The sequence below is a fragment of the Variovorax pasteuri genome, assembly GCF_051216435.1.
In the GTDB taxonomy this organism is placed as follows: domain Bacteria; phylum Pseudomonadota; class Gammaproteobacteria; order Burkholderiales; family Burkholderiaceae_C; genus Variovorax.
The window spans coordinates 1,282,953-1,302,345 of sequence record NZ_JBPJZS010000002.1; the positions used below are offsets into that span (position 1 = coordinate 1,282,953).

Consider the following 19,393-nt stretch of genomic DNA (forward strand, 5'->3'; position numbering starts at 1 on the left):
AACTGCGCGGCGCTGTCCCGCGCTGAGCGTTGCTACTCGGACGCGCGCCGCAGCGTGTCGACCACGGGCCGGCGCAGCACGTCGCGCAGGCCCCACCAGCCCGCGCCCAGCGCCAGCACCGCGCCGGCCAGCGCGCCGGCAACGGGCACCAGCGGCGACGCGGTCCAGGTGAACTCGAACACATAGCGCGCCAGCGCCCAGCCGATCACCGAGGCCACGATGCTGGCAAGAAAGCCCGCGAGCAGCCCGACCCCCACCAGCTCGGCGCGCTGCACCTGCCGCAGCAGGCTGGCGCGCGCGCCCACAGCGCGCATCACGGCGAACTCGCGCGCGCGCTCTTCGCGCGTGGCCGTCACCGCCGCGAACAACACCACAAGGCCGGCCGCCAGCGTGAAGCCGAACAGGAACTCGACCGCGCGGATCACCTGGTCGAGCACGCGCTGCACCTGGTTGATGGTCGCGCTCATGTCCACGTTGGTCACGTTGGGGTAGCTGCGCACCAGGGCGTTGTCGAAGCCCCTGGTCTCGGGCGCGCGGAAGGCGCCCATGTAGGTCACCGGCACGTCGGCCAGCGAGGCCACGGTGTACATCACGAAGAAGTTGGCGTGCAGCGAGCCCCAGTCGACCTTGCGCAGCGAGGTGACGCGCGCATCGTTCTGCATGCCGCCGATGTCGAAGCGCAGGCTGTCGCCCAGCTTCAGGCCCAGCGTCTCGGCCAGGCCCTCTTCCACGCTCACCTCGCCGGCCGCGCCGGGCGTCCACTTTCCGGCGGTGATGGCGTTGTGCGCGGGTGCCTGCGTGGCGTTGCTCAGGTTGAACTCGCGGTCCACCAGGCGCTTGGCACGGTCTTCGGCGTAGTCGTCGGGCGTCACGGGCTTGTCGTTGATGGCGACCAGGCGGCCGCGGATCATCGGGTACCAGTCGAACTTGGCCACGCCGGCGTCGCGCAGCGACTTCTGGAAGGCGTCGCTCTGGTCGGGCATGACGTTGATGACGAAGCGGTTCGGCGCGTCGGGCGGCGTGGCCTTGCGCCAGCTGGCCACCAGGTCGGTGCGCAGCAGCACCAGCAGCACCAGCGCCAGCAGCCCGACGGACAGCGCGCTGACCTGCACCACCGCATAGGCCGGCCGCGCGGAGATCTGCCGTGTGGCCAGCACCAGCCAGCGCGGCGCGGTGGTTTCGTTCACGCTGCGGCGCAGCACCTTCACCGCCAGCCAGCTCAGCAACGCGAACACGGCCACCGCGGCCGCGAAACCGCCGACCGCGATCAGCCCCAGCTTGAGGTCGCTGCTGGCCGCCATCAGCAAGGCCGCGAAGCCTGCCACGCCCACGCCCAGCACCGCCAGCGACGCCGGCTTGAGCCCGCCGACGTCGCGCCGGATCACGCGCAGCGGCGGCACCTTGGCCAGCTGCAGCACCGGCGGCAGGCCGAAGGCGAACAGCAGCGTGAGGCCCATGCCCAGGCCGAAGGCCACGGGCCACAGCGTGGCGGCCGGCAGCGCGGTCTCGACCAGGCCGGCCAGCAGCAGCACGAACACGTAGTGCACCGCGAAGCCGATGGCCACGCCCAACGCGCTGGCCACCAGGCCGATCACCGCGAATTCGAAGGCATAGGCCATGGCGATGGTGCGCTGGCTCTGGCCCAGCACGCGCAGCATGGCGCAGTCGTCCAGGTGGCTGGCCGCGAAGCCGCGTGCGGCCAGCGCCACGGCCACGGCCGACAGCAGCGCCGCCAGCAGCGCCACCAGGCTCAGGAATTTCTCGGCACGGTCCAGCGTCTGGCGCATCTCGGGGCGGCCGCTCTCGAAGGAGTCGAGCCGCACGCCGCGCAGCTCGCCCTTCTTGATGGTGGCGTCGGCCCAGTCGGTGAAGCGCTTCACCGCCACGTCGTTGCCGGCCACCGCATAGCGGTAGCCCACGCGGCTGGCCGGCTGCACGAGCGCGGTGCGCGCCACGTCGGCCTGGTTGAGCATCACGCGCGGCGAGAAGCTCATGAAGCCGGCGCCGCGGTCGGGCTCCAGCGTGATGACGCGGCCCACGCGCAGGCCGGCGTCGCCCAGCAGCAGGGTGTCGCCGACCTTCAGGCCGAGCGAGTCGAGCAGCGAGGCATCGACCCACACCTCGCCCGCCGGCGGAATGTCGCGCGTGACCGCGCCCGCGCCGTCGAGCGTGGTCGAGGTCTGCAGGCTGCCGCGCAGCGGGTAGCCCGGCGCGACGGCCTTCAATGCCACCAGCTTGCTGGCGCCGCCCTGCGCGTCTTCGGCCCGCGCCATGGTCGGAAAGCCGTAGGTGCCGGTGCCTTCCAGGCCCAGCGATTTCGCCTGCGCCATGAAGGCCTCGGGCGTGGGGTTGTCGCTGACCACCACCGCGTCGCCGCCCAGCAGCTGGCGCGCATCGCGCTTCAGGCCGCCCTGCAGGCGGTCGGCAAAAAAGCCGACGGCCGTGAGCGCGGCCACGGCCAGCAGCACGGCGACGATCAACAGGCGCAACTCGCCGGCGCGCAGGTCGCGCCAGAGCGTGCGCCAACCCAGGCGGAGGGAGGCATTCATGGCCGCGACGATAGCCCAGAGCCCCGCACACGGCGGCATTCAAGGGTTATTGCGGGGTGATTGCCGGCCTTGGCCTACTTGATCGCATCAAGGCACTGTCGCATGATGCAAAAAAACATCCCCGTCCCGTAACTCCGAACATTCAAGGGGTGGCCGCGGGGACACACCAACAATCTGCGGTCCGATCGCCTTTCCCACGAAGGAGTGTCGATGCCACGTTCCCAGCGCCTGCCAGCCGTCGGCCTTTTTGGCCTTTGCCTGGCCGCAGGTTTGTTCCTGACTGCCTGCGACCCCAAGCCCACGACCGGCATGGCCTCGAGCGCGCCCGCCACGGCGCCTTCAGGCGCCAGTCCGGCCGGCATCAAGCCCGCCGACTCCGGCGACAAGGTCGACGCTTCTGCCGCACACAAGGGCCCCTCCGAAGGCGGCGCGGCCGTCGGCGGCATGAGCGGCCCGAACGGCGGCGGCTCCTCCGGCGGCGCGGCGCCCTCGCCGAGCGGCGGCGACGGCACCGCGCCCAAGTAGCGCGGTTCGCCGCCACCAGGTTTCCCCTTTCAAAGAAGAAGCTCCCGATGAAACACACCACTTCACCGCTGCAGGAGGTCACGTCATGGACATGAACCGCCGGCAATTCTTCCGCGTGAGCAGCGCGGGGCTGGTCGGCTCCAGCATCGTGGCGCTCGGCTTCTCGCCGACCGCCGCGCTGGCCGAGGCCCGCAACTTCAAGCTCGCGCGCACCACCGAGACGCGCAACACCTGCCCCTACTGCTCGGTGGGCTGCGGGATCATCATGTACAGCCTGGGCGACAAGGCGAAGAACGTGGTGTCCGACATCCTGCACATCGAGGGCGATGCCGACCACCCCGTGAACCGCGGCACGCTGTGCCCCAAGGGCGCGGGCCTGCTCGACTTCGTGCACAGCCCCAACCGCCTGAAGTACCCCGAGGTGCGCGAGGCGGGCGCCACCGAGTGGAAGCGCATCGGCTGGGACGAGGCGCTCGACCGCATCGCCAGGCTGCTCAAGGCCGACCGCGACGCCAACTTCCAGACCACCAACGCCGACGGCAAGACGGTGAACCGCTGGACCAGCTCCGGCATGCTGTGCGCCTCGGCCTCGTCCAACGAAACCGGCTACATCACCCACAAGGCATTCCGCTCGACCGGAATGCTGGTCTTCGACAACCAGGCACGCGTTTGACACGGACCCACGGTGGCCAGTCTGGCCCCGACGTTCGGCAGAGGCGCAATGACCAACCACTGGCAGGACATCCAGAACGCGGATGTCGTGCTGATCATGGGCGGCAACGCGGCGGAAGCGCATCCGTGCGGCTTCAAGTGGGTGATCGAGGCCAAGAAGCAGAACAAGGCACGCCTGGTCGTGGTCGACCCGCGCTTCACGCGCTCGGCCGCCATGGCCGACTACTACGCCCCGGTGCGCGCGGGCTCGGACATCGCGTTCCTGGCCGGGGTCATCAACTACCTGCTGGGCAACGAGAAGATCCAGACCGAGTACGTGCGCAACTACACCAACGCGCCGTTCATCGTCGGGCCTGACTACAAGTTCGAGGATGGCATCTTCAGCGGCTACAACGCCGAGAAGCGCAACTACGACCCCAAGTCGTGGAACTACGCGCTCGACGAGGCCGGCATGGCCAGGGTCGACATGACCATGCAGGACCCGCAGTGCGTGCTGCAGGTCATGAAGCGGCACTATTCGCGCTACACGCCCGAGCTGGTGAGCCGCATCACGGGCACCCCGCAGGACAAGTTTTTGAAGGTGTGCGAGTACATCGCGAGCACCAGCACGTCCACGCGCACCATGACCATCCTGTATGCGCTCGGGTGGACGCAGCACAGCCAGGGCTCGCAGATGATCCGCACCGCCGCCATCGTGCAGCTGCTGCTGGGCAACATCGGCGTGGCGGGCGGGGGCATGAACGCGCTGCGCGGGCACAGCAACATCCAGGGCCTGACGGACCTGGGGCTGCTGTCGAACTCGCTGCCGGGCTACATGTCGCTGGCGCGTGACAGCGAGCAGACGCTGGAGGACTACTACAAGACCCGCGCGCTGAAGCCGCTGCGCCCCAACCAGATGAGCTACTGGCAGAACTACCCGAAGTTCTTCGTCAGCATGCAGAAGGCGTGGTGGGGCAACGCGGCCACGGCGGAGAACGAGTGGGGCTTCCACTACCTGCCGAAGATCGACAAGCTCTACGACATCCTGCAGGCCTTCGAGCTCATGAACCAGGGCAAGCTCAACGGCTACATCTGCCAGGGCTTCAACCCGGTGGGCTCGTTCCCCGACAAGAAGAAGATCGTCGACGGCCTCTCCAAGCTCAAGTTCCTGGTCACCATCGACCCGCTGGTCACCGAGACCAGCGAGTTCTGGCGCAACTTCGGCGAGTTCAACGACGTGAAGACCGCGGACATCCAGACCACGGTGTTCCGCCTGCCCTCGACCTGCTTCGCGGAGGAAGACGGCTCGCTCACCAACTCCAGCCGCTGGTTGCAATGGCACTACAAGGGCGCGGAGCCGCCGGGCGAGGCCAAGGGCGACATCGAGATCGTGGCGGGCATCTTCAACCGCATTCGCACGGCGTACATCAAGGACGGCGGCGCCTTCCCCGACCCGATCGTCAAGCTGACCTGGCCGTACAAGATCCCGCATTCGCCTTCGGCGCAAGAGCTGGCGATGGAATACAACGGCCGCGCGCTGGTCGACCTGGTCGACCCTAAGGACCCGAGCAAGCCGCCGACAGCCAAGGCGGGCGAACAGCTCTCCGGCTTCGGCCTCTTGCGCGACGACGGCAGCACGGCCAGCGGCTGCTGGATCTACAGCGGCGCGTGGACGCAGGCCGGCAACCAGATGGCGCGGCGCGACAACGCCGACCCCTACGGCATCGGCCAGGCGCTGAACTGGTCGTGGGCCTGGCCGGCGAACCGGCGCATCCTGTACAACGCCGCCTCGACCGATCCCACCACCGGCAAGCCGTGGATCGCCAGGCGCGGCCTCATCGCCTGGGACGGCACCAAGTGGGGGGGCTCCGACATTCCCGACATCCGGCCCGACGCCAACCCGATGGAAGCCGAGGCAGTGCGCCCGTTCATCATGACGGCCGAGGGCGTGGCGCGGCTCTTCGCGCCCACCGGCATGGCCGAAGGGCCGCTGCCGGAACACTACGAGCCCTTCGAGTCGCCGCTGGTCAACAACCTGATGCACCCGAACAACGCGGTGGCGCGCGCCAACCCTGCGGCACGCATCTTCAAGGGCGACCTCGAGCGGCTCGGCGTGCCGGCGGACTTTCCGTACGTGGCGACCAGCTACCGGCTGACCGAGCACTTCCACTACTGGACCAAGAACGTGCGCACCTCGGCCATCATCCAGCCGCAGCAGTTCGTGGAGATCGGCGAGGAGCTGGCGAAGGACAAGGGCATCGCACACGGGGACATGGTCAAGGTGTGGAGCAAGCGCGGCCACATCAAGGCGGTGGCGGTCGTGACCAAGCGCATCGTCGGCCTGCAGGTGGACGGCCGCACGGTGCACACGGTGGGGCTGCCGAACCATTGGGGCTTTGTCGGCATCGCGAAGCCGGGCTACCTGGTGAACACGCTCACGCCCTTCGTGGGAGACGCGAACACGCAGACGCCGGAGTACAAGTCGTTCACTGTGAACATCGAGAAGGCGTGAGATGAAGCAGTTCTTCAACGCCCTCGATGCCTTCGTCTTTCTCCCTCCCCTTCCGGGGGAGGGCCGGGGTGGGGGCACGACGGCCTCCACTGCCACGCAGCGCTTCCTTGAAGGCCTGCCCCCATCCCAGCCTTCCCCCAAAGGGGGAAGGAGCAAGACCAAAAACCGGAGCCGTTGATGTCCTCCCTCCAGACCCTCGACATCGCCGCCCGCTCGGCCACCACCACGCCCTCGCCCGACATCCGCCACCGGCCGCAGGTGCAGCAGGTGGCGAAGCTCATCGACGTGTCCACCTGCATCGGCTGCAAGGCCTGCCAAGTCGCGTGCATGCAGTGGAACGACCTGCGCGACGAGGTCGGCACCAACCACGGCACCTACGACAACCCGGTCGACCTCACGCCGGCCTCGTGGACGGTGATGAAGTTCTCCGAAGTGGAGCCCGAAGCCGGCAAGCTCGAATGGCTGATCCGCAAGGACGGCTGCATGCACTGCGACGACCCCGGCTGCCTGAAGTCTTGCCCCGCGCCGGGCGCCATCGTCAAGTACAGCAACGGCATCGTCGACTTCATCAGCGAGCACTGCGTGGGCTGCGGCAACTGCGTCACCGGCTGCCCCTTCGACGTGCCGCGCATCAGCAAGGCCGACAACAAGGCCTACAAGTGCTCGCTGTGCTCCGACCGCGTGGGCGTGGGCCTGGAGCCGGCCTGCGTCAAGGCCTGCCCCACGGGCGCGCTGCACTTCGGCACCAAGGAAGACATGCACGAGTACGCCTCGGAACGCATCGTCGACCTGAAGGACCGGGGCTTCGCCAACGCCGGCGTCTACGACCCGGCCGGCGTGGGCGGCACGCACGTCATGTATGTGCTGCAGCATGCCGACCGCCCCGGCCTGTATGCCGGCCTGCCCAAAGACCCGCACATCAGCCCGCTGGTGTCGCTGTGGAAAGGCGTGGCCAAGCCGCTGGCGATGGTCGCGATGATCGGTGCGGTGGTGGGGAGCTTCTTCCACTACATGAAGGTCGGCCCCATCGAGCCGAAGGACGAGCATCCGGACGCCGGCCTCGACGGCAGGCCCGACGACGTCGTGTTGATCGAGGCGCCGCCGGCCTCGTCGACGGCAACCGCCGAGCGTCCCCACGACACACCCCGTGCATGAGGAGAACGCGATGACCCGCTACTACCTTCGCCGCTACCGCGATGCCACGCGCATGAACCACTGGTTCGTCGCGGTCATGTTCTTCGCGGCCGCGCTCTCGGGCCTGGCCTTCTTCCACCCGGCCCTGTTCTTCCTGAGCACGCTGTTCGGCGGCGGGCCGTGGACGCGCATCCTGCATCCCTTCATGGGCGTGCTGATGGTGCTGGGCTTCGTGTTCCTCTTCTTCACGATGTGGCGCGAGAACTTGCTCGACCGTGGCGACCGCGAGTGGATCAAGAACGCGCCCAGGATGCTCAAGGGCGACAAGTCGGGCATGCCGCCCGTGGGCAAGTACAACGCCGGTCAAAAGCTGGTGTTCTGGGCCTTCGGCGTGAGCCTGCTGCTGCTGTTCGTGACCGGCTTCATGTTCTGGAGCCCGTGGTTCGTCGGGTTCTTCCCCATCCTGCTGCGGCGCATCGCGGTGGTGGTGCATTCGGTGTCGGCGGTGGTGCTCATTCTTTCGGTCATCACGCACATCTACGCCGCGATCTGGGTCAAGGGCACGCTGCGCGCCATGACGCGCGGCACCGTCACCGAGGGTTGGGCCAAGCTGAACCACCCGCTGTGGCATCGAAAGATGACGCGCGGTGAATAGCGCCTCCCCGCATTTCCTCCTCCCCTCCCGGGGGAGGGCTGGGGTGGGGGCACGACGGCCTGGACACCACCCGGGTGCTCGTTGGGCACTGCCCCATCCCAGCCTTCCCCCGGCAGGGGAAGGAGCAAGACAAATCGCCAGATCGCTGTAGAGTGAGCGCAATGAACAGTCCTCCGCCGATCCGGACCACGCGGGTTCTCGATCCCGAACAGATCGCGATGCAGGCCGGGCGGCAGATGCCGTTCCTGCGCCTGCCCGTGCGTGCCGCCGTGTTCTCCGACCGGCAATTGCGATTGCGCCAGCTCGCGGCCTCGCATCCGATGCGCGAGTACCTGATCTTCATTGCAGACCTTGCGCAGGCACAGCACCAGGTGCTGCAGAACTACCCGCAGGTTGCGTTGCCCGAATCGACCGCGCTCGAAGCCGCGGCGCAAGTGCTCAAGCCGCCGATGCCCGCGTTCGGCTGGACGCGCGATGCCGTGTGGCGGCAAGAGCTTCGCAGGCTGCTCGGTCTCTTCCGCGTTCGCGTGCCCGAAGGCGCGGCACGAGACACGCTCGACCGCGTGGTGGCCGCCGACGACGCATGGCTCGACCAGCAGGCCGACCTTCTTTCGCGCCGCATCATGTTCGGGCTCGACCTGGCCGCGGCCCCGTTGATTGCCGCCGGGCTGCAGGCCTACTGGGCGCAGCTGGTGTTGCAGGTGGCCGAACGCGACGGCGAGAACATCTTTGGCCGCACCGACCCCGGCACCGAATGCCCCTGCTGCGGCAGCGCGCCCACCGTGAGCGTCACGCGCATCGGCGCGGACGAAGCGGGGTTTCGCTACCTGCACTGCTCGCTGTGCAGCACCGAGTGGCACTACGTGCGCATCAAGTGCGCGCACTGCGAAAGCACCAAGGGCATCCACTTCGAATCGCTCTCGCCGCAGTCCGGCGTGGAACTGCCGGCCACCGGCGCGCGCGAAGGCGCGGTGAAGGCCGAGTGCTGCGACAGCTGCGGCCACTACCTCAAGCAGATCGCGATGGAGAAAGACCCCGAGGTCGAACCCGTCGCCGACGACCTAGCCAGCGTCACGCTCGACCTGCTTGTCTCCGAAGCCGGGCATCAACGCAGCGGCCACAACCTGATGCTGCTGTTCGGCGACCCCGAGATCGCAGACGACGGCGGAGGCGGCTGATGGCGACGCCGAAAGAGTCCGTGGTCCACGGCTCGACGGCAAGGCCCCAGGATCTGCCTTCTGTCGATCAACTGCTGCGCCTCGAAGTGCCGGGCGCATTGCTCACCGAGCACGGCCGCACACTGGTGGTGAAGGAAGCGCGCGCATTGCTCGAAGGGCTCCGTGCGCAAGCCGTTGCCGGAACGCTGCCGGCGTCCGACGTGCAGCAGCAGGCCCTCGGCGCGGCGCTGGCAGCGCGTGTGCGCTCCCGCCTTGCACCGCGCATGCGCGCCGTGCTCAACCTGACGGGCACCGTGATCCACACCAACCTCGGACGCGCGCTGCTGGCCGACACGGCACTGCAGCGGCTGCTCGCGGTGATGACCTCGCCCAACAACCTCGAGTACGACCTGGCCACCGGCAGCCGCGGCGACCGCGATTCGCTGGTCGAAGAGCTGCTGTGCACCATCACCGGCGCCGAAGCCGCGACGGTGGTCAACAACAACGCGGCCGCCGTGCTGCTGACCATCGCGGCGCTCGCTCGCGAGCGCGAGGTGATCGTCTCGCGCGGCGAACTGGTCGAGATCGGCGGCGCCTTCCGCATGCCCGACGTGATGGCCAGCGCCGGTGCCCGCATGGTCGAGGTCGGCACCACCAACCGCACGCACCCGCAGGACTACGAGCGCGCCATCAACGAACACACCGCGCTGGTGATGAAGGTGCACACCAGCAACTACGCGGTGCAGGGCTTCACGGCCGCGGTCGACGAGGCCACGCTCGCGGGCATCGCGCACGCGCGCGGCGTGCCGCTGGCCACCGACCTGGGCAGCGGCTCGCTGGTCGACCTGGCGCACTACGGCCTGCCGCGCGAGCCGCTGCCGCAGGAGATGCTGGCCGCCGGCTGCGACGTGGTCACCTTCTCGGGCGACAAGCTGCTGGGCGGCCCGCAGGCCGGCCTCATCGTCGGCAGCAAGGAGGCCGTGGGCCGCATCCGCAAGTTCCCGATGAAGCGCGCGCTGCGCATGAGCAAGCTGCCGCTGGCCGCGCTGGAAGCCACGCTGGCGCTGTACCTGCGGCCCGAGCGGCTCGCGCAGGACCTGCCCACGCTGCGCCTGCTGACGCGCCCGGCCGAGGCGATCCGCGAGATGGCCGAGGCGCTTCTTCCTGCCGTGCAGGCCGCCGTGTCGCCGCGATTCACCGTCACGGTGGTGCCGCTGCTCGGGCAGATCGGCTCCGGCTCGTTGCCCGTCGAACGCCTGCCTTCGGCGGGCCTGGCGCTCGCACCGGCCGGCACGTCGAAGAAGGGCCTGGGCACGGCGCTCGACGCGCTCGCCACCGCACTGCGCAGCCTGCCGCTGCCGGTGATCGGCCGCATCGCGGAAGACCGCCTGCTGCTCGACCTGCGCTGCCTGGAAGACAGCGCACCATTCGTCGCGCAGTTGCCTTTGCTGAAGGAGCAGCTCTCGTGACATCGCCCCGCATTCCTCCCTCTCCCTCTGGGGGAGGACCGGGGTGGGGGCACGACGGCCTTCGAAGAAGCGCAGCGCCTGATCGAGGGCATGCCCCCATCCCAACCTTCCCCCAAAGGGGGAAGGAGCAAGACCCCCGGTCATGATCATCGGCACCGCAGGCCACATCGACCACGGCAAGACCACGCTGGTGCGCGCGCTCACCGGGGTCGACACCGACCGGCTGCCCGAGGAAAAACGCCGCGGCATCTCCATCGAGCTGGGCTACGCCTACCTGCACGCGCCCGACGGCGTGTCGCTCGGCTTCGTCGACGTGCCGGGCCACGAGCGGCTGCTGCACACCATGCTGGCCGGCGCCACCGGCATCGACCATGCGCTGCTGGTGGTGGCGGCCGACGACGGCGTGATGCCGCAGACGCGCGAGCATCTGGCGGTGGTCGCGCTGCTGGGTGTGCGCGAGGCGACCGTCGCACTCACCAAGATCGACCGCGTCGACGAAGCGGTGCGCGACGCAAGGCTCGACGAGGTGCGTGCGGAAATCGATGCCTTGCTCGCGCCCACGGCGCTTTCCAACGCGCCGGTGCTTGCGGTGTCCGCCACCACGGTGGAAGGCATCGACGCATTGCGCACGCGGCTGCTCGATGTCGCACGCGAAGCGCACGCGCGCGAAGACGACCTCGCGTTCCGCCTTGCGGTGGACCGTGCCTTCACGCTGGCGGGTGTGGGCACCGTCGTCACCGGCACCGTCTTCAGTGGCACGGTGCGCATCGGCGACGAGCTGCGCGTGGCGCCCGGCGAGCGCACGGTGCGGGTGCGCGGCATTCACGCCCAGAACAAGCAGGCCGAATCGGCGCACGCGGGGCAACGCTGCGCGCTCGCACTGGCCGGCGTGACGAAGGACGAAGTGCACCGCGGCGACTGGGTCTGCACCCCGGCCATTGCACTCGCGACGGCGCGCATCGACGTGCTGCTCACGCTCTGGCCGGACGAAGCCAGGCCCCTGCGCTCGGGCGCGACGGTGCATGCGCACATGGGTGCGAGCGATGTGATGGCCTCGGTGGCCTTGCTCGACCGCGATGCCATCGCACCGGGCGAAACCGCGCTGGCCCAACTGATCCTGCGCGAAGAGTTGGGCGCCTGGCATGGTGACCGCGGCGTGCTGCGCGACGCCTCGGCCACCCGCACCGTGGCCGGCGTGCGCGTGCTCGACCCGTTCGCGCCGGTGCGTTACCGGCGCACGCCCGAGCGGCTGCGCACGCTGGCGGCCTGGGCCGTCGACGCGCGCGCCGCGCGCGTGGCCGCGCTGCTGCACAACGCGCCGCTGGGCATCGATGCCGAGCGGCTGGCGCGCGCACTGTCGCTGGCGAACGAAGCGGCGCTGCCGTGGCCCGGCGATGCGGTGCGCATCGACCGCACAGCCATTGCGCGCATGCACTTGGACGCGCTCGAAGCCCAGGTCGTCACCCGACTCGCCGACTTTCACCAGGGCGCGCCCGACGAGGTCGGCCCCGATGCGCGCCGCCTCAAGCGCCTGGCCGCGCCGCGCACCGACGATGCGCTGTGGCGCCATGCGATCGACGCTCTGCTGGCACGCGGCGCGCTGGTGCGCAGCGGCACCTGGCTGCACCTGCCGGACCATGCGGCACGCCTGAACGAAGCCGAGCAGAAGCTCGCGCAGAAGCTGTTGCCCAGGCTGGCCGACGGCGGCTTCGATCCACCGTGGGTGCGCGACCTGGCGAAGGACTGCGCGGCAAGCGAGCCGATGGTGCGGCAGACGCTCGCGAGCCTCGCGCGCCGCGGCGAGGCCTTCCAGGTGGTGAAGGACTTGTACTATCCGCTGGCGACCGTCGAGCAGCTGGCGGCCATGGCGCGCGATTGCCTCGAAGGGCCGGAGGGCTTGCAGGCGGCGAGCTTTCGCGATGCGACGGGGCTGGGGCGCAAGCGCGCGATCCAGCTGCTGGAATTCTTTGACCGTGTGGGCTATACGCGGCGCGTGAAAGACACGCACCTGCTGCGGCCCGATACGTCGTTGTTCGGGGCGAGCCCGTGAACAGCGCTTATGGGAGGGGATCGTCCCTGGTGGGGCGGCTGGGCTTCAAACCCAGTGGGTGGCGCCAGTCGTCGCCGGGAAGGTTCGACTCCTTCCCCCTTCCGCCGCTTCTGTCTTGCTCCTTCCCCCGCTGGGGGAAGGCTGGGATGGGGGCAAGCGGCGCTGGTTTTTGCGCAGTGCTTCATCGACCGCCGCTTGGCCCCACCCCTGCCCTCCCCCAGAGGGGGAGGGAGAAATGCGGGGAGCTACGGCACCACGCGCAGCGAGGGCTCACCGGCCTCTACAAGCCCGATCACCGCAGCCTGCGCAAACCCTTCGTCACGGAAGATCTTCAACACGCCATCCACCGCTTCAGGCGCACAGCTCACGAGCAGGCCGCCCGAGGTCTGCGGATCGCTGAGCAGGTTCTGCGCGGTGCCCGGCAGGCCGGCGGCCAGTTCCACATCGGCGCCGTAGCCCGCCCAGTTGCGACCCGACGCACCGGTGACGAAGCCCTCGGCAGCCATCGCCGCCACGTTGTCGAGCAAGGGCACCTTCGACCACTCGACCACCGCAGTGAGCTTTGCCCCCCGCGCCAGCTCGAGCGCGTGTCCGGCCAGCCCAAAGCCCGTCACATCTGTCAGCGCATGCACGCCGTCGAGCGCCGACAGCGCGATGCCCGGCGTGTTGAGCTTGGTCGTGTTGTCGATCAGCTGGCGATAGCCGGCCTCGGGCAACTGCTCCTTCTTGAGCGCGGCCGACAGCACGCCCACGCCCAGCGGCTTGCCCAATACCAGCACGTCGCCCGCCTTCGCATCGGCATTGCGCCGCACGCGGTCCGGGTGCACCAGCCCCATGGCGACCAAGCCATAGATCGGCTCGACCGAATCGATGGTGTGGCCGCCGGCAATGGGAATGCCCGCCGCGCGGCACACGTCCTGCCCGCCGCGCACGATCTCGGCGATCACTTCCACCGGCAACTGGTTGATCGGCATGGCCACCAGCGCCAGCGCCATGATCGGCCGGCCGCCCATCGCGTAGACGTCGCTGATGGCGTTGGTTGCGGCGATGCGGCCGAACTCGTAGGGGTCGTCCACGATGGGCATGAAGAAGTCGGTGGTGGCGATCAGCGCCTGCTGGTCGTTGAGCCTGTAGACTGCCGCGTCGTCGGCGGTCTCGATGCCCACCATGAGCTCGGGCGGGATCATTCCCCCGGCATGGTTCTTCAGGATCTGCGACAGCACACCGGGTGCGATCTTGCAGCCGCAGCCGCCACCGTGCGAGAAGCTGGTGAGCCGCAGCGGTGCCAGCGGATTCATGGGTCTGGGGGTGGCGGCATCGGTCATGGCAACGCTTCGGTCGAATGAGACAAGCCGCGATTATCGAAGCCCCGCCCCTGCTGCGCCCCTTCGCCCGAATACACCCCTTTTTCACAACCACCACAGGCCACCTCATGAACAAGCTCTCCCGACTGGCACTTGCGCTCACTGTTTCCCTCGCCAGCTTCGGCGCGCTCGCCCAGGGCGTGCTGCGCGTCTCCGCCATTCCCGACGAGGCGCCCACCGAACTGCAGCGCAAGTTCACGCCGCTGGGCGACTACCTCAAGAAGGAAACCGGCATGGACGTGCAGTTCACGCCCGTGACCGACTACGCCGCCGTGGTCGAGGGCCTGGCCACCAACAAGATCGACCTGGCCTGGCTGGGCGGCTTCACCTTCGTGCAGGCGCGCATCCGCACCAACGGCGGTGCGGTGCCGATCGTGCAGCGCGCGGAAGACGAGGTGTTCACCAGCAAGTTCATCGTGCCCATCGACAGTCCCGCCAAGACCTTGGCCGACCTGAAGGGCAAGACCTTTGCCTTCGGTGCGCCTTCTTCCACCTCGGGCAGCCTGATGCCGCGCTACTTCCTGCTGCAGGCGGGCATCAACCCCGAGAAGGACTTCAAGACGGTCGCGTTCTCGGGCGCGCACGACGCCACGGTGGCTTTCGTGGCCGCATCGCGTGCGGAAGCCGGCGTGCTGAATGCGTCGGTGTGGGACAAGCTGGTCGAAGCCAAGAACCCGAACGCCGCCAAGGTGCGCGTGCTGGCGACCACGCCCACCTACTACGACTACAACTGGACGGTGCGCCCGGGCATGGACCCGGTGCTGCAGAAGAAGCTGACCGATGCCTTCCTGAAGCTCGACCCGGCCAACCCGGCGCACAAGGACATCATGGCGCTGCAACGCGCGAGCAAGTTCATTCCGACGAAGTCGTCGAACTATGACGGGATCGAGACGGCGGGGAAGTCGGCTGGGTTGATCAAGTGAGCCTGCGCGGATGAGTTTTTCGCTGGAAAGCGTGGGCGTCGTCCACCCCAACGCCCACCGCGCCCTGGCGGGCGTCACGCTCGCCGCGCGCGACGGCGAACGCATCGCCGTCATCGGCCCCTCGGGTGCCGGCAAGACCACGCTGCTGCGCGTGCTGGGCGCCGCGCTGCGGCCCACCGAAGGCGAAGTGCGGGCACTGGACGCAAGCCCCTGGCAACTGCCGGCCGCCGCACTGAAGAAGCTGCGCGCGCGCATCGGCACCGTGCACCAGTCGCCGCCGATCGCGCCGCGCCTGCGCGTGGTCACGGCGGTGCTCGCGGGGCGGCTCGGCGAATGGTCGACGCTGCGCGCGCTGGGCTCGCTGTTCTACCCCTCCGACATCGCCGGTGCGCACGAGGCACTCTCGCGCCTGTCGATGGAAGACCGCCTGTTCGACCGCTGCGACCGCCTCTCGGGCGGGCAGCTGCAGCGCGTGGGCATTGCACGTGCGCTGTACCAGCGCCCTGCCTTGCTGCTGGCCGACGAGCCCGTGTCGGCGCTCGACCCCACGCTGGCCGACGCCGCCATCGGCCAACTGGTCGCGCAGAGCGACACCACCGGCGCCACGCTCGTGGCCTCGCTGCATGCGGTGGACCTGGCGCTGCGCTGGTTTCCGCGCATCGTCGGCATGCGCAACGGGCAGGTGATGTTCGACCTGCCCGCCGCGCAGGTCACGCCGGCGATGCTAGATGCGCTCTATGCGAGCGAAGGCGGTATCGCGACGCAACGGCCCCTGCCGCCGGGCGCAACGGCGGAAGCGGCCTTCCAGCGGCCCGACTGCCCGTGAGCACGGCCATCGCCCATCGCGATCCGCACGCAGCGCGCCGGCTGGCCGCGTGGCTCGCCGCGCTCGTCATCGCATGGCCGATGCTGGCGCTGTCCGAATTCAAGCCCTGGGCGCTGTTCGAAGGCGGCAACCTCGCGGTGATCGGCGGCTTTCTCGGGGGCTTCTTTCCGCCCGACGGCTCGCCCGACTTTCTTGCACTGCTTTTCAAGGCCACGCTCGAGACGCTGGCCATGGCCACGGCCGGCACCGCGCTGGCGCTGCTGATCGGCGCGCCGCTGGGCTTCGTGACCACGCGCGCGCTGTCGATCTCGCGCATCGGCCCGGGCCCCGGCCGGGTGCAGGCCGGCGTGGTGCGGCAGGCCGCGCGCTGGCTGCTGATGGTGCTGCGCGCCATTCCGGAAATCGTGTGGGCGCTGCTGTTCGTGCGAGCGCTCGGGCTCGGGCCGGCGTCGGGCGTGCTGGCGCTGGCCATCACCTACGGCGGCATGCTGGGCAAGGTGTACGCGGAGATCCTCGAATCGACCGACACCCGCCCCGCGCGCGCCCTGCTCGAAAGCGGCAGCGGCCGGTTCTCGGCGCTGTGCTACGGTCTGCTGCCGAACACCGCGCAGGAACTGGCCTCCTACACCGTGTACCGCTGGGAATGCGCGGTGCGCGCCTCGGTCGTGATGGGCTTCGTGGGCGCGGGCGGGCTGGGCCAGCTGATGGACCAGTCGATGAAGATGCTCAACGGCGGCGAGGCGAGCAGCATCCTGCTGGTGTTCCTGGCGCTGGTGCTTCTGGCCGACCTGCTGAGCAATGCCTTGCGGAAGCTGCTGGCATGACCGCGTTGCCCCCTCCTCCCGTTCTGCCCCCTTCCCCGCCGCCATGCTGGCGCTGCCGCATCGCGCTGCTGCTGATCGGCGTGGCGGTGGTGGCGAGCTTTGTCTACCTGGGCATCGACTACCGCGCGCTGGGCTCGTCGGAGTCGCTGCGCCTCATGGGCAAGTTCATCGCGGAGTTCTTCCCGCCCGATGTGTCGCCGGACTTTCTCGCCAAGGTCGGCAACGGCGCGTTGCAGACGCTGGCGGTGTCGGCCCTGGGCACGGTGCTGGCGGCCGTTGCGGGCGCGCTGCTCGCGCTGCCGGCGTCGGGCCGCGCGGGCGGTGCGTTGCGCCATGGCGCGCGCTTTGTCCTCAACTTTCTGCGCAGCGTGCCCGAGCTCGTGTGGGCCGCGCTGATGGTGCTGGCCGCGGGCATCGGCCCCTTCGCCGGCGCGCTGGCCTTGTCGCTGCACACCACGGGGGTGCTGGGCCGCCTGTTCGCCGAAGCGCTGGAGAACGCCCCGCGCGAGCCCGAGCATGCGCTGACGCTCTCGGGCGCCGGCCCGGTCGCGGCCTTCAGCTACGCCAGCCTGCCCATCGTGCTGCCGCAGTGGGTCGCCTACACGCTCTACCGCTGGGAAATGAACATCCGCATGGCCGCCGTACTGGGCTTCGTGGGCGGGGGCGGGCTGGGGCAGCTGCTGTACTTCCACCTGTCGATCTTCCAGCAGCAGCAGGCGATGACGGTGCTGATCGCGATGTTCGTGCTGGTCACCTTCGTGGACTTGGCGAGCGCTCGCTTGCGAAAGGGCCTCGGCCCGGCTTACGCCTGACAATCGCGGCATGAGGTTCCTCCCATGAGTCATCGCCAGCCCGTGCGGGTGCCCGACCGCCACGCCTTCGACACGCTGATCGACGCCCGCTCGCCGGCCGAGTTCGCGCTCGACCACATTCCCGGCGCCATCAACTGCCCGGTGCTCGACGACGAGGAGCGCCGCATCGTCGGCACCATCTACGTGCAGACCGGCGCCTTCGAGGCGCGGCGCATCGGCGGCGCCATGGTGGCGGCCAACATCGCACGGCATCTGCGCGACACCCTGGCCGACCGGCCCGAGAACTGGAAGCCGCTGGTCTACTGCTGGCGCGGCGGCATGCGCAGCGGCTCGATGGTGACTTGGCTGCGCCTCGTGGGCTGGGACGCGCAGCAACTCGCGGGCGGCTACAAGAGCTTTCGCCGCCACGTGATCACGCAGATTGATACGCTGACCCCGCAGCTCGACCTGCGCGTGGTCTGCGGCGCCACCGGCAGCGCCAAGACCCGCGTGCTGCATGCGCTGGCCGCGCGCGGCGCGCAGGTGCTCGACCTGGAAGATTTCGCGAACCACAAGGGTTCATTGCTGGGCGCGCTGCCGGGCGTGGCGCAGCCCTCGCAGAAGCACTTCGAGACGCGCATTGCGGCGGTGCTCGAAACCCTCGATCTTTCGCGCCCGCTGTATGTGGAGGGCGAGAGCATCCGCATCGGGCGGGTGTCGCTGCCGTTGTCGCTGGTGGCGCGGATGCGCGCGGCGTCGTGCATCGAGGTGGCCGCCACGCCAGAGGCGCGCCTGGCCTACCTGCTGCGCGACTACGCCTACCTGGGCGACGACCGCGGCGCGCTGGCCGACAAGCTCGGGGTGCTGAAGGAGCTGCAGGGCAAGGAAACGGTGGCGCGCTGGCAGCAATGGGCGCACGAAGCAGACTTGCCGCATCTGTTCGCGGAGCTGATGGCGTTGCATTACGACCCGCATTACGAGAAGTCGCAGGAGCTGCACTTCAAGGCGTGGGACCGGCGGCGCAGCGTGGCGGCAACCGATCTGTCGGATCAGGGGATCGAGGCTGTGGCGGATGCGGTGCTGGGGCTGGGCTGAACCGCAAACCCGTCCGCATAGAGCACCCCACGCGGCGCGCGGCACAGCCCCCAGAACCGCAGCCCGCTGAGTTCGGCCATGCGCACGCCCATCGAGGTCGGCGCGGAAATGGTGGCCATCGCCGCAATGCCCAGGCGCGCGCACTTGCGCACCAGCTCGTGGCTGCCGCGGCTGGACATCAGCACGAAGCCAGGTTCTTCAAGTCGGCCCGCCAGTGCGAGCTTGCCGAGCAGCTTGTCGAGCGCGTTGTGGCGTCCCACGTCTTCCATCAGGTCGGTGAGCTCGCCGTCGACCGTGGCCCATGCGGCTGCGTGGATGGCGCCCGCCTCGGCGTTGAGCACCTGGCGCGGCGGCATGGCGGCAAAGGCACGCAGCACGGTGGCCAGGTCGATGCGCTCGATCCACGCGCGCGGCGGCACGCGCTGCGGCGTGAGGTCGAGCCCCGCGAAGCTTTCGACGCCGCACACGCCGCAGCCGGTGCGCCCGGCGAGGCTGCGGCGGCGGTCCTTGAGGCGTTCGAAGCTGCGGGTGGAAATATCGAGCTGCACCTCGATGCCGGGCATGCCGTCGGGCAGGCCGGCGTCGGAGGCATCGACCACCTGCACGTCGATGCCGCGGCAGTCCGCCGCGGTGTCGAGGATGCCTTCGCTCAGCGAGAAGCCCAATGCGAAGGCCTCCAGGTCTTGCGGCGTGGCCATCATCACCGCGTGCGATACGCCGTTGAACACCAGTGCCACCGGCACTTCGGCCGCCAGCGTGTCGTTGCGCACCACGCCCTCGGGCGCGAGGCCGCGCTCGCCGACGACGTGCACGGCATGCCGCACAAGCGACGGCAGGGAGTCTGTTTCGGTGGTGTCTGTCATGGCCG

At 69.3% G+C, this 19,393-nt stretch carries 15 protein-coding genes and 1 tRNA gene; 13 read left to right on the forward strand and 3 right to left on the reverse strand.

Features of this window, described 5'->3' with window-relative positions:
• Positions 1-32: 32 nt before the first annotated feature.
• The gene (locus tag ACSFBM_RS13130; protein WP_435484719.1) at positions 33-2,549 is read right to left on the reverse strand and encodes an ABC transporter permease; all 2,517 of its coding nucleotides are present in this window, start codon (positions 2,547-2,549) and stop codon (positions 33-35) included.
• Positions 2,550-2,759: 210 nt separating this feature from the next.
• On the opposite strand from ACSFBM_RS13130, the gene ACSFBM_RS13135 reads away from it, so the two are divergent.
• The 8 genes from ACSFBM_RS13135 (at position 2,760) to ACSFBM_RS13170 (ending at position 12,806) form a co-directional block, all read left to right on the forward strand.
• Positions 2,760-3,074: a hypothetical protein gene (locus ACSFBM_RS13135; RefSeq protein ID WP_435484720.1), complete on the forward strand. Its 315-nt coding sequence runs from the start codon at positions 2,760-2,762 to the stop codon at positions 3,072-3,074.
• Between the two features lie 85 nt (positions 3,075-3,159).
• Entirely contained in the window at positions 3,160-6,237 is a 3,078-nt protein-coding gene (fdnG, locus tag ACSFBM_RS13140) for a formate dehydrogenase-N subunit alpha (protein WP_435484721.1), read from the forward strand.
• A gap of 177 nt (positions 6,238-6,414) precedes the next feature.
• Positions 6,415-7,392 carry a formate dehydrogenase subunit beta gene (fdxH, locus tag ACSFBM_RS13145; RefSeq protein ID WP_435484722.1) on the forward strand — a complete coding sequence of 326 codons (978 nt, stop codon included), beginning with the start codon at positions 6,415-6,417 and terminating at the stop codon, positions 7,390-7,392.
• 10 nt (positions 7,393-7,402) lie between these two features.
• The gene (locus ACSFBM_RS13150; RefSeq protein WP_435484723.1) at positions 7,403-8,026 is read left to right on the forward strand and encodes a formate dehydrogenase subunit gamma; all 624 of its coding nucleotides are present in this window, start codon (positions 7,403-7,405) and stop codon (positions 8,024-8,026) included.
• A 161-nt stretch (positions 8,027-8,187) separates the two neighbouring features.
• Positions 8,188-9,204 carry a formate dehydrogenase accessory protein FdhE gene (fdhE, locus tag ACSFBM_RS13155; protein WP_435484724.1) on the forward strand — a complete coding sequence of 339 codons (1,017 nt, stop codon included), beginning with the start codon at positions 8,188-8,190 and terminating at the stop codon, positions 9,202-9,204.
• Positions 9,204-10,652: an L-seryl-tRNA(Sec) selenium transferase gene (selA, locus tag ACSFBM_RS13160; RefSeq protein WP_435484725.1), complete on the forward strand. Its 1,449-nt coding sequence runs from the start codon at positions 9,204-9,206 to the stop codon at positions 10,650-10,652. The genes fdhE and selA overlap by 1 nt, the downstream gene beginning before the upstream one ends.
• A 142-nt stretch (positions 10,653-10,794) precedes the next feature.
• On the forward strand, positions 10,795-12,702 hold the full coding sequence (selB, locus tag ACSFBM_RS13165) for a selenocysteine-specific translation elongation factor (protein WP_435484726.1): 1,908 nt from the start codon (positions 10,795-10,797) through the stop codon (positions 12,700-12,702).
• An 11-nt stretch (positions 12,703-12,713) separates the two neighbouring features.
• Positions 12,714-12,806 (forward strand) — tRNA-Sec (locus tag ACSFBM_RS13170).
• A gap of 141 nt (positions 12,807-12,947) precedes the next feature.
• On the opposite strand, the gene selD is transcribed toward ACSFBM_RS13170, so the two are convergent.
• The gene (gene selD / locus ACSFBM_RS13175; protein WP_435484802.1) at positions 12,948-14,000 is read right to left on the reverse strand and encodes a selenide, water dikinase SelD; all 1,053 of its coding nucleotides are present in this window, start codon (positions 13,998-14,000) and stop codon (positions 12,948-12,950) included.
• Positions 14,001-14,134: 134 nt separating this feature from the next.
• On the opposite strand from selD, the gene ACSFBM_RS13180 reads away from it, so the two are divergent.
• From ACSFBM_RS13180 to mnmH, 5 genes are read left to right on the forward strand one after another with little or no spacing between them, the layout of a single operon-like run.
• Entirely contained in the window at positions 14,135-14,989 is an 855-nt protein-coding gene (locus tag ACSFBM_RS13180; RefSeq protein ID WP_435484727.1) for a putative selenate ABC transporter substrate-binding protein, read from the forward strand.
• A gap of 10 nt (positions 14,990-14,999) precedes the next feature.
• Positions 15,000-15,815, forward strand: coding sequence for a phosphonate ABC transporter ATP-binding protein (locus ACSFBM_RS13185; protein WP_435484728.1), 816 nt, complete (start codon positions 15,000-15,002; stop codon positions 15,813-15,815).
• Entirely contained in the window at positions 15,812-16,639 is an 828-nt protein-coding gene (locus ACSFBM_RS13190; RefSeq protein ID WP_435484729.1) for a PhnE/PtxC family ABC transporter permease, read from the forward strand. Before ACSFBM_RS13185 ends, ACSFBM_RS13190 begins: the two co-directional genes overlap by 4 nt.
• Positions 16,636-17,451, forward strand: a complete 816-nt coding sequence (phnE, locus tag ACSFBM_RS13195) for a phosphonate ABC transporter, permease protein PhnE (protein ID WP_435484730.1) — start codon at positions 16,636-16,638, stop codon at positions 17,449-17,451. Before ACSFBM_RS13190 ends, phnE begins: the two co-directional genes overlap by 4 nt.
• A gap of 24 nt (positions 17,452-17,475) precedes the next feature.
• A complete protein-coding gene (mnmH, locus tag ACSFBM_RS13200; protein ID WP_435484731.1) occupies positions 17,476-18,525 on the forward strand; it encodes a tRNA 2-selenouridine(34) synthase MnmH in 1,050 nt (349 codons plus the stop codon).
• On the opposite strand, the gene fdhD is transcribed toward mnmH, so the two are convergent.
• The gene (gene fdhD, locus ACSFBM_RS13205; RefSeq protein ID WP_435484732.1) at positions 18,480-19,388 is read right to left on the reverse strand and encodes a formate dehydrogenase accessory sulfurtransferase FdhD; all 909 of its coding nucleotides are present in this window, start codon (positions 19,386-19,388) and stop codon (positions 18,480-18,482) included. The two genes, mnmH and fdhD, sit on opposite strands and share 46 nt — an antisense overlap.
• Positions 19,389-19,393 lie beyond the last annotated feature (5 nt).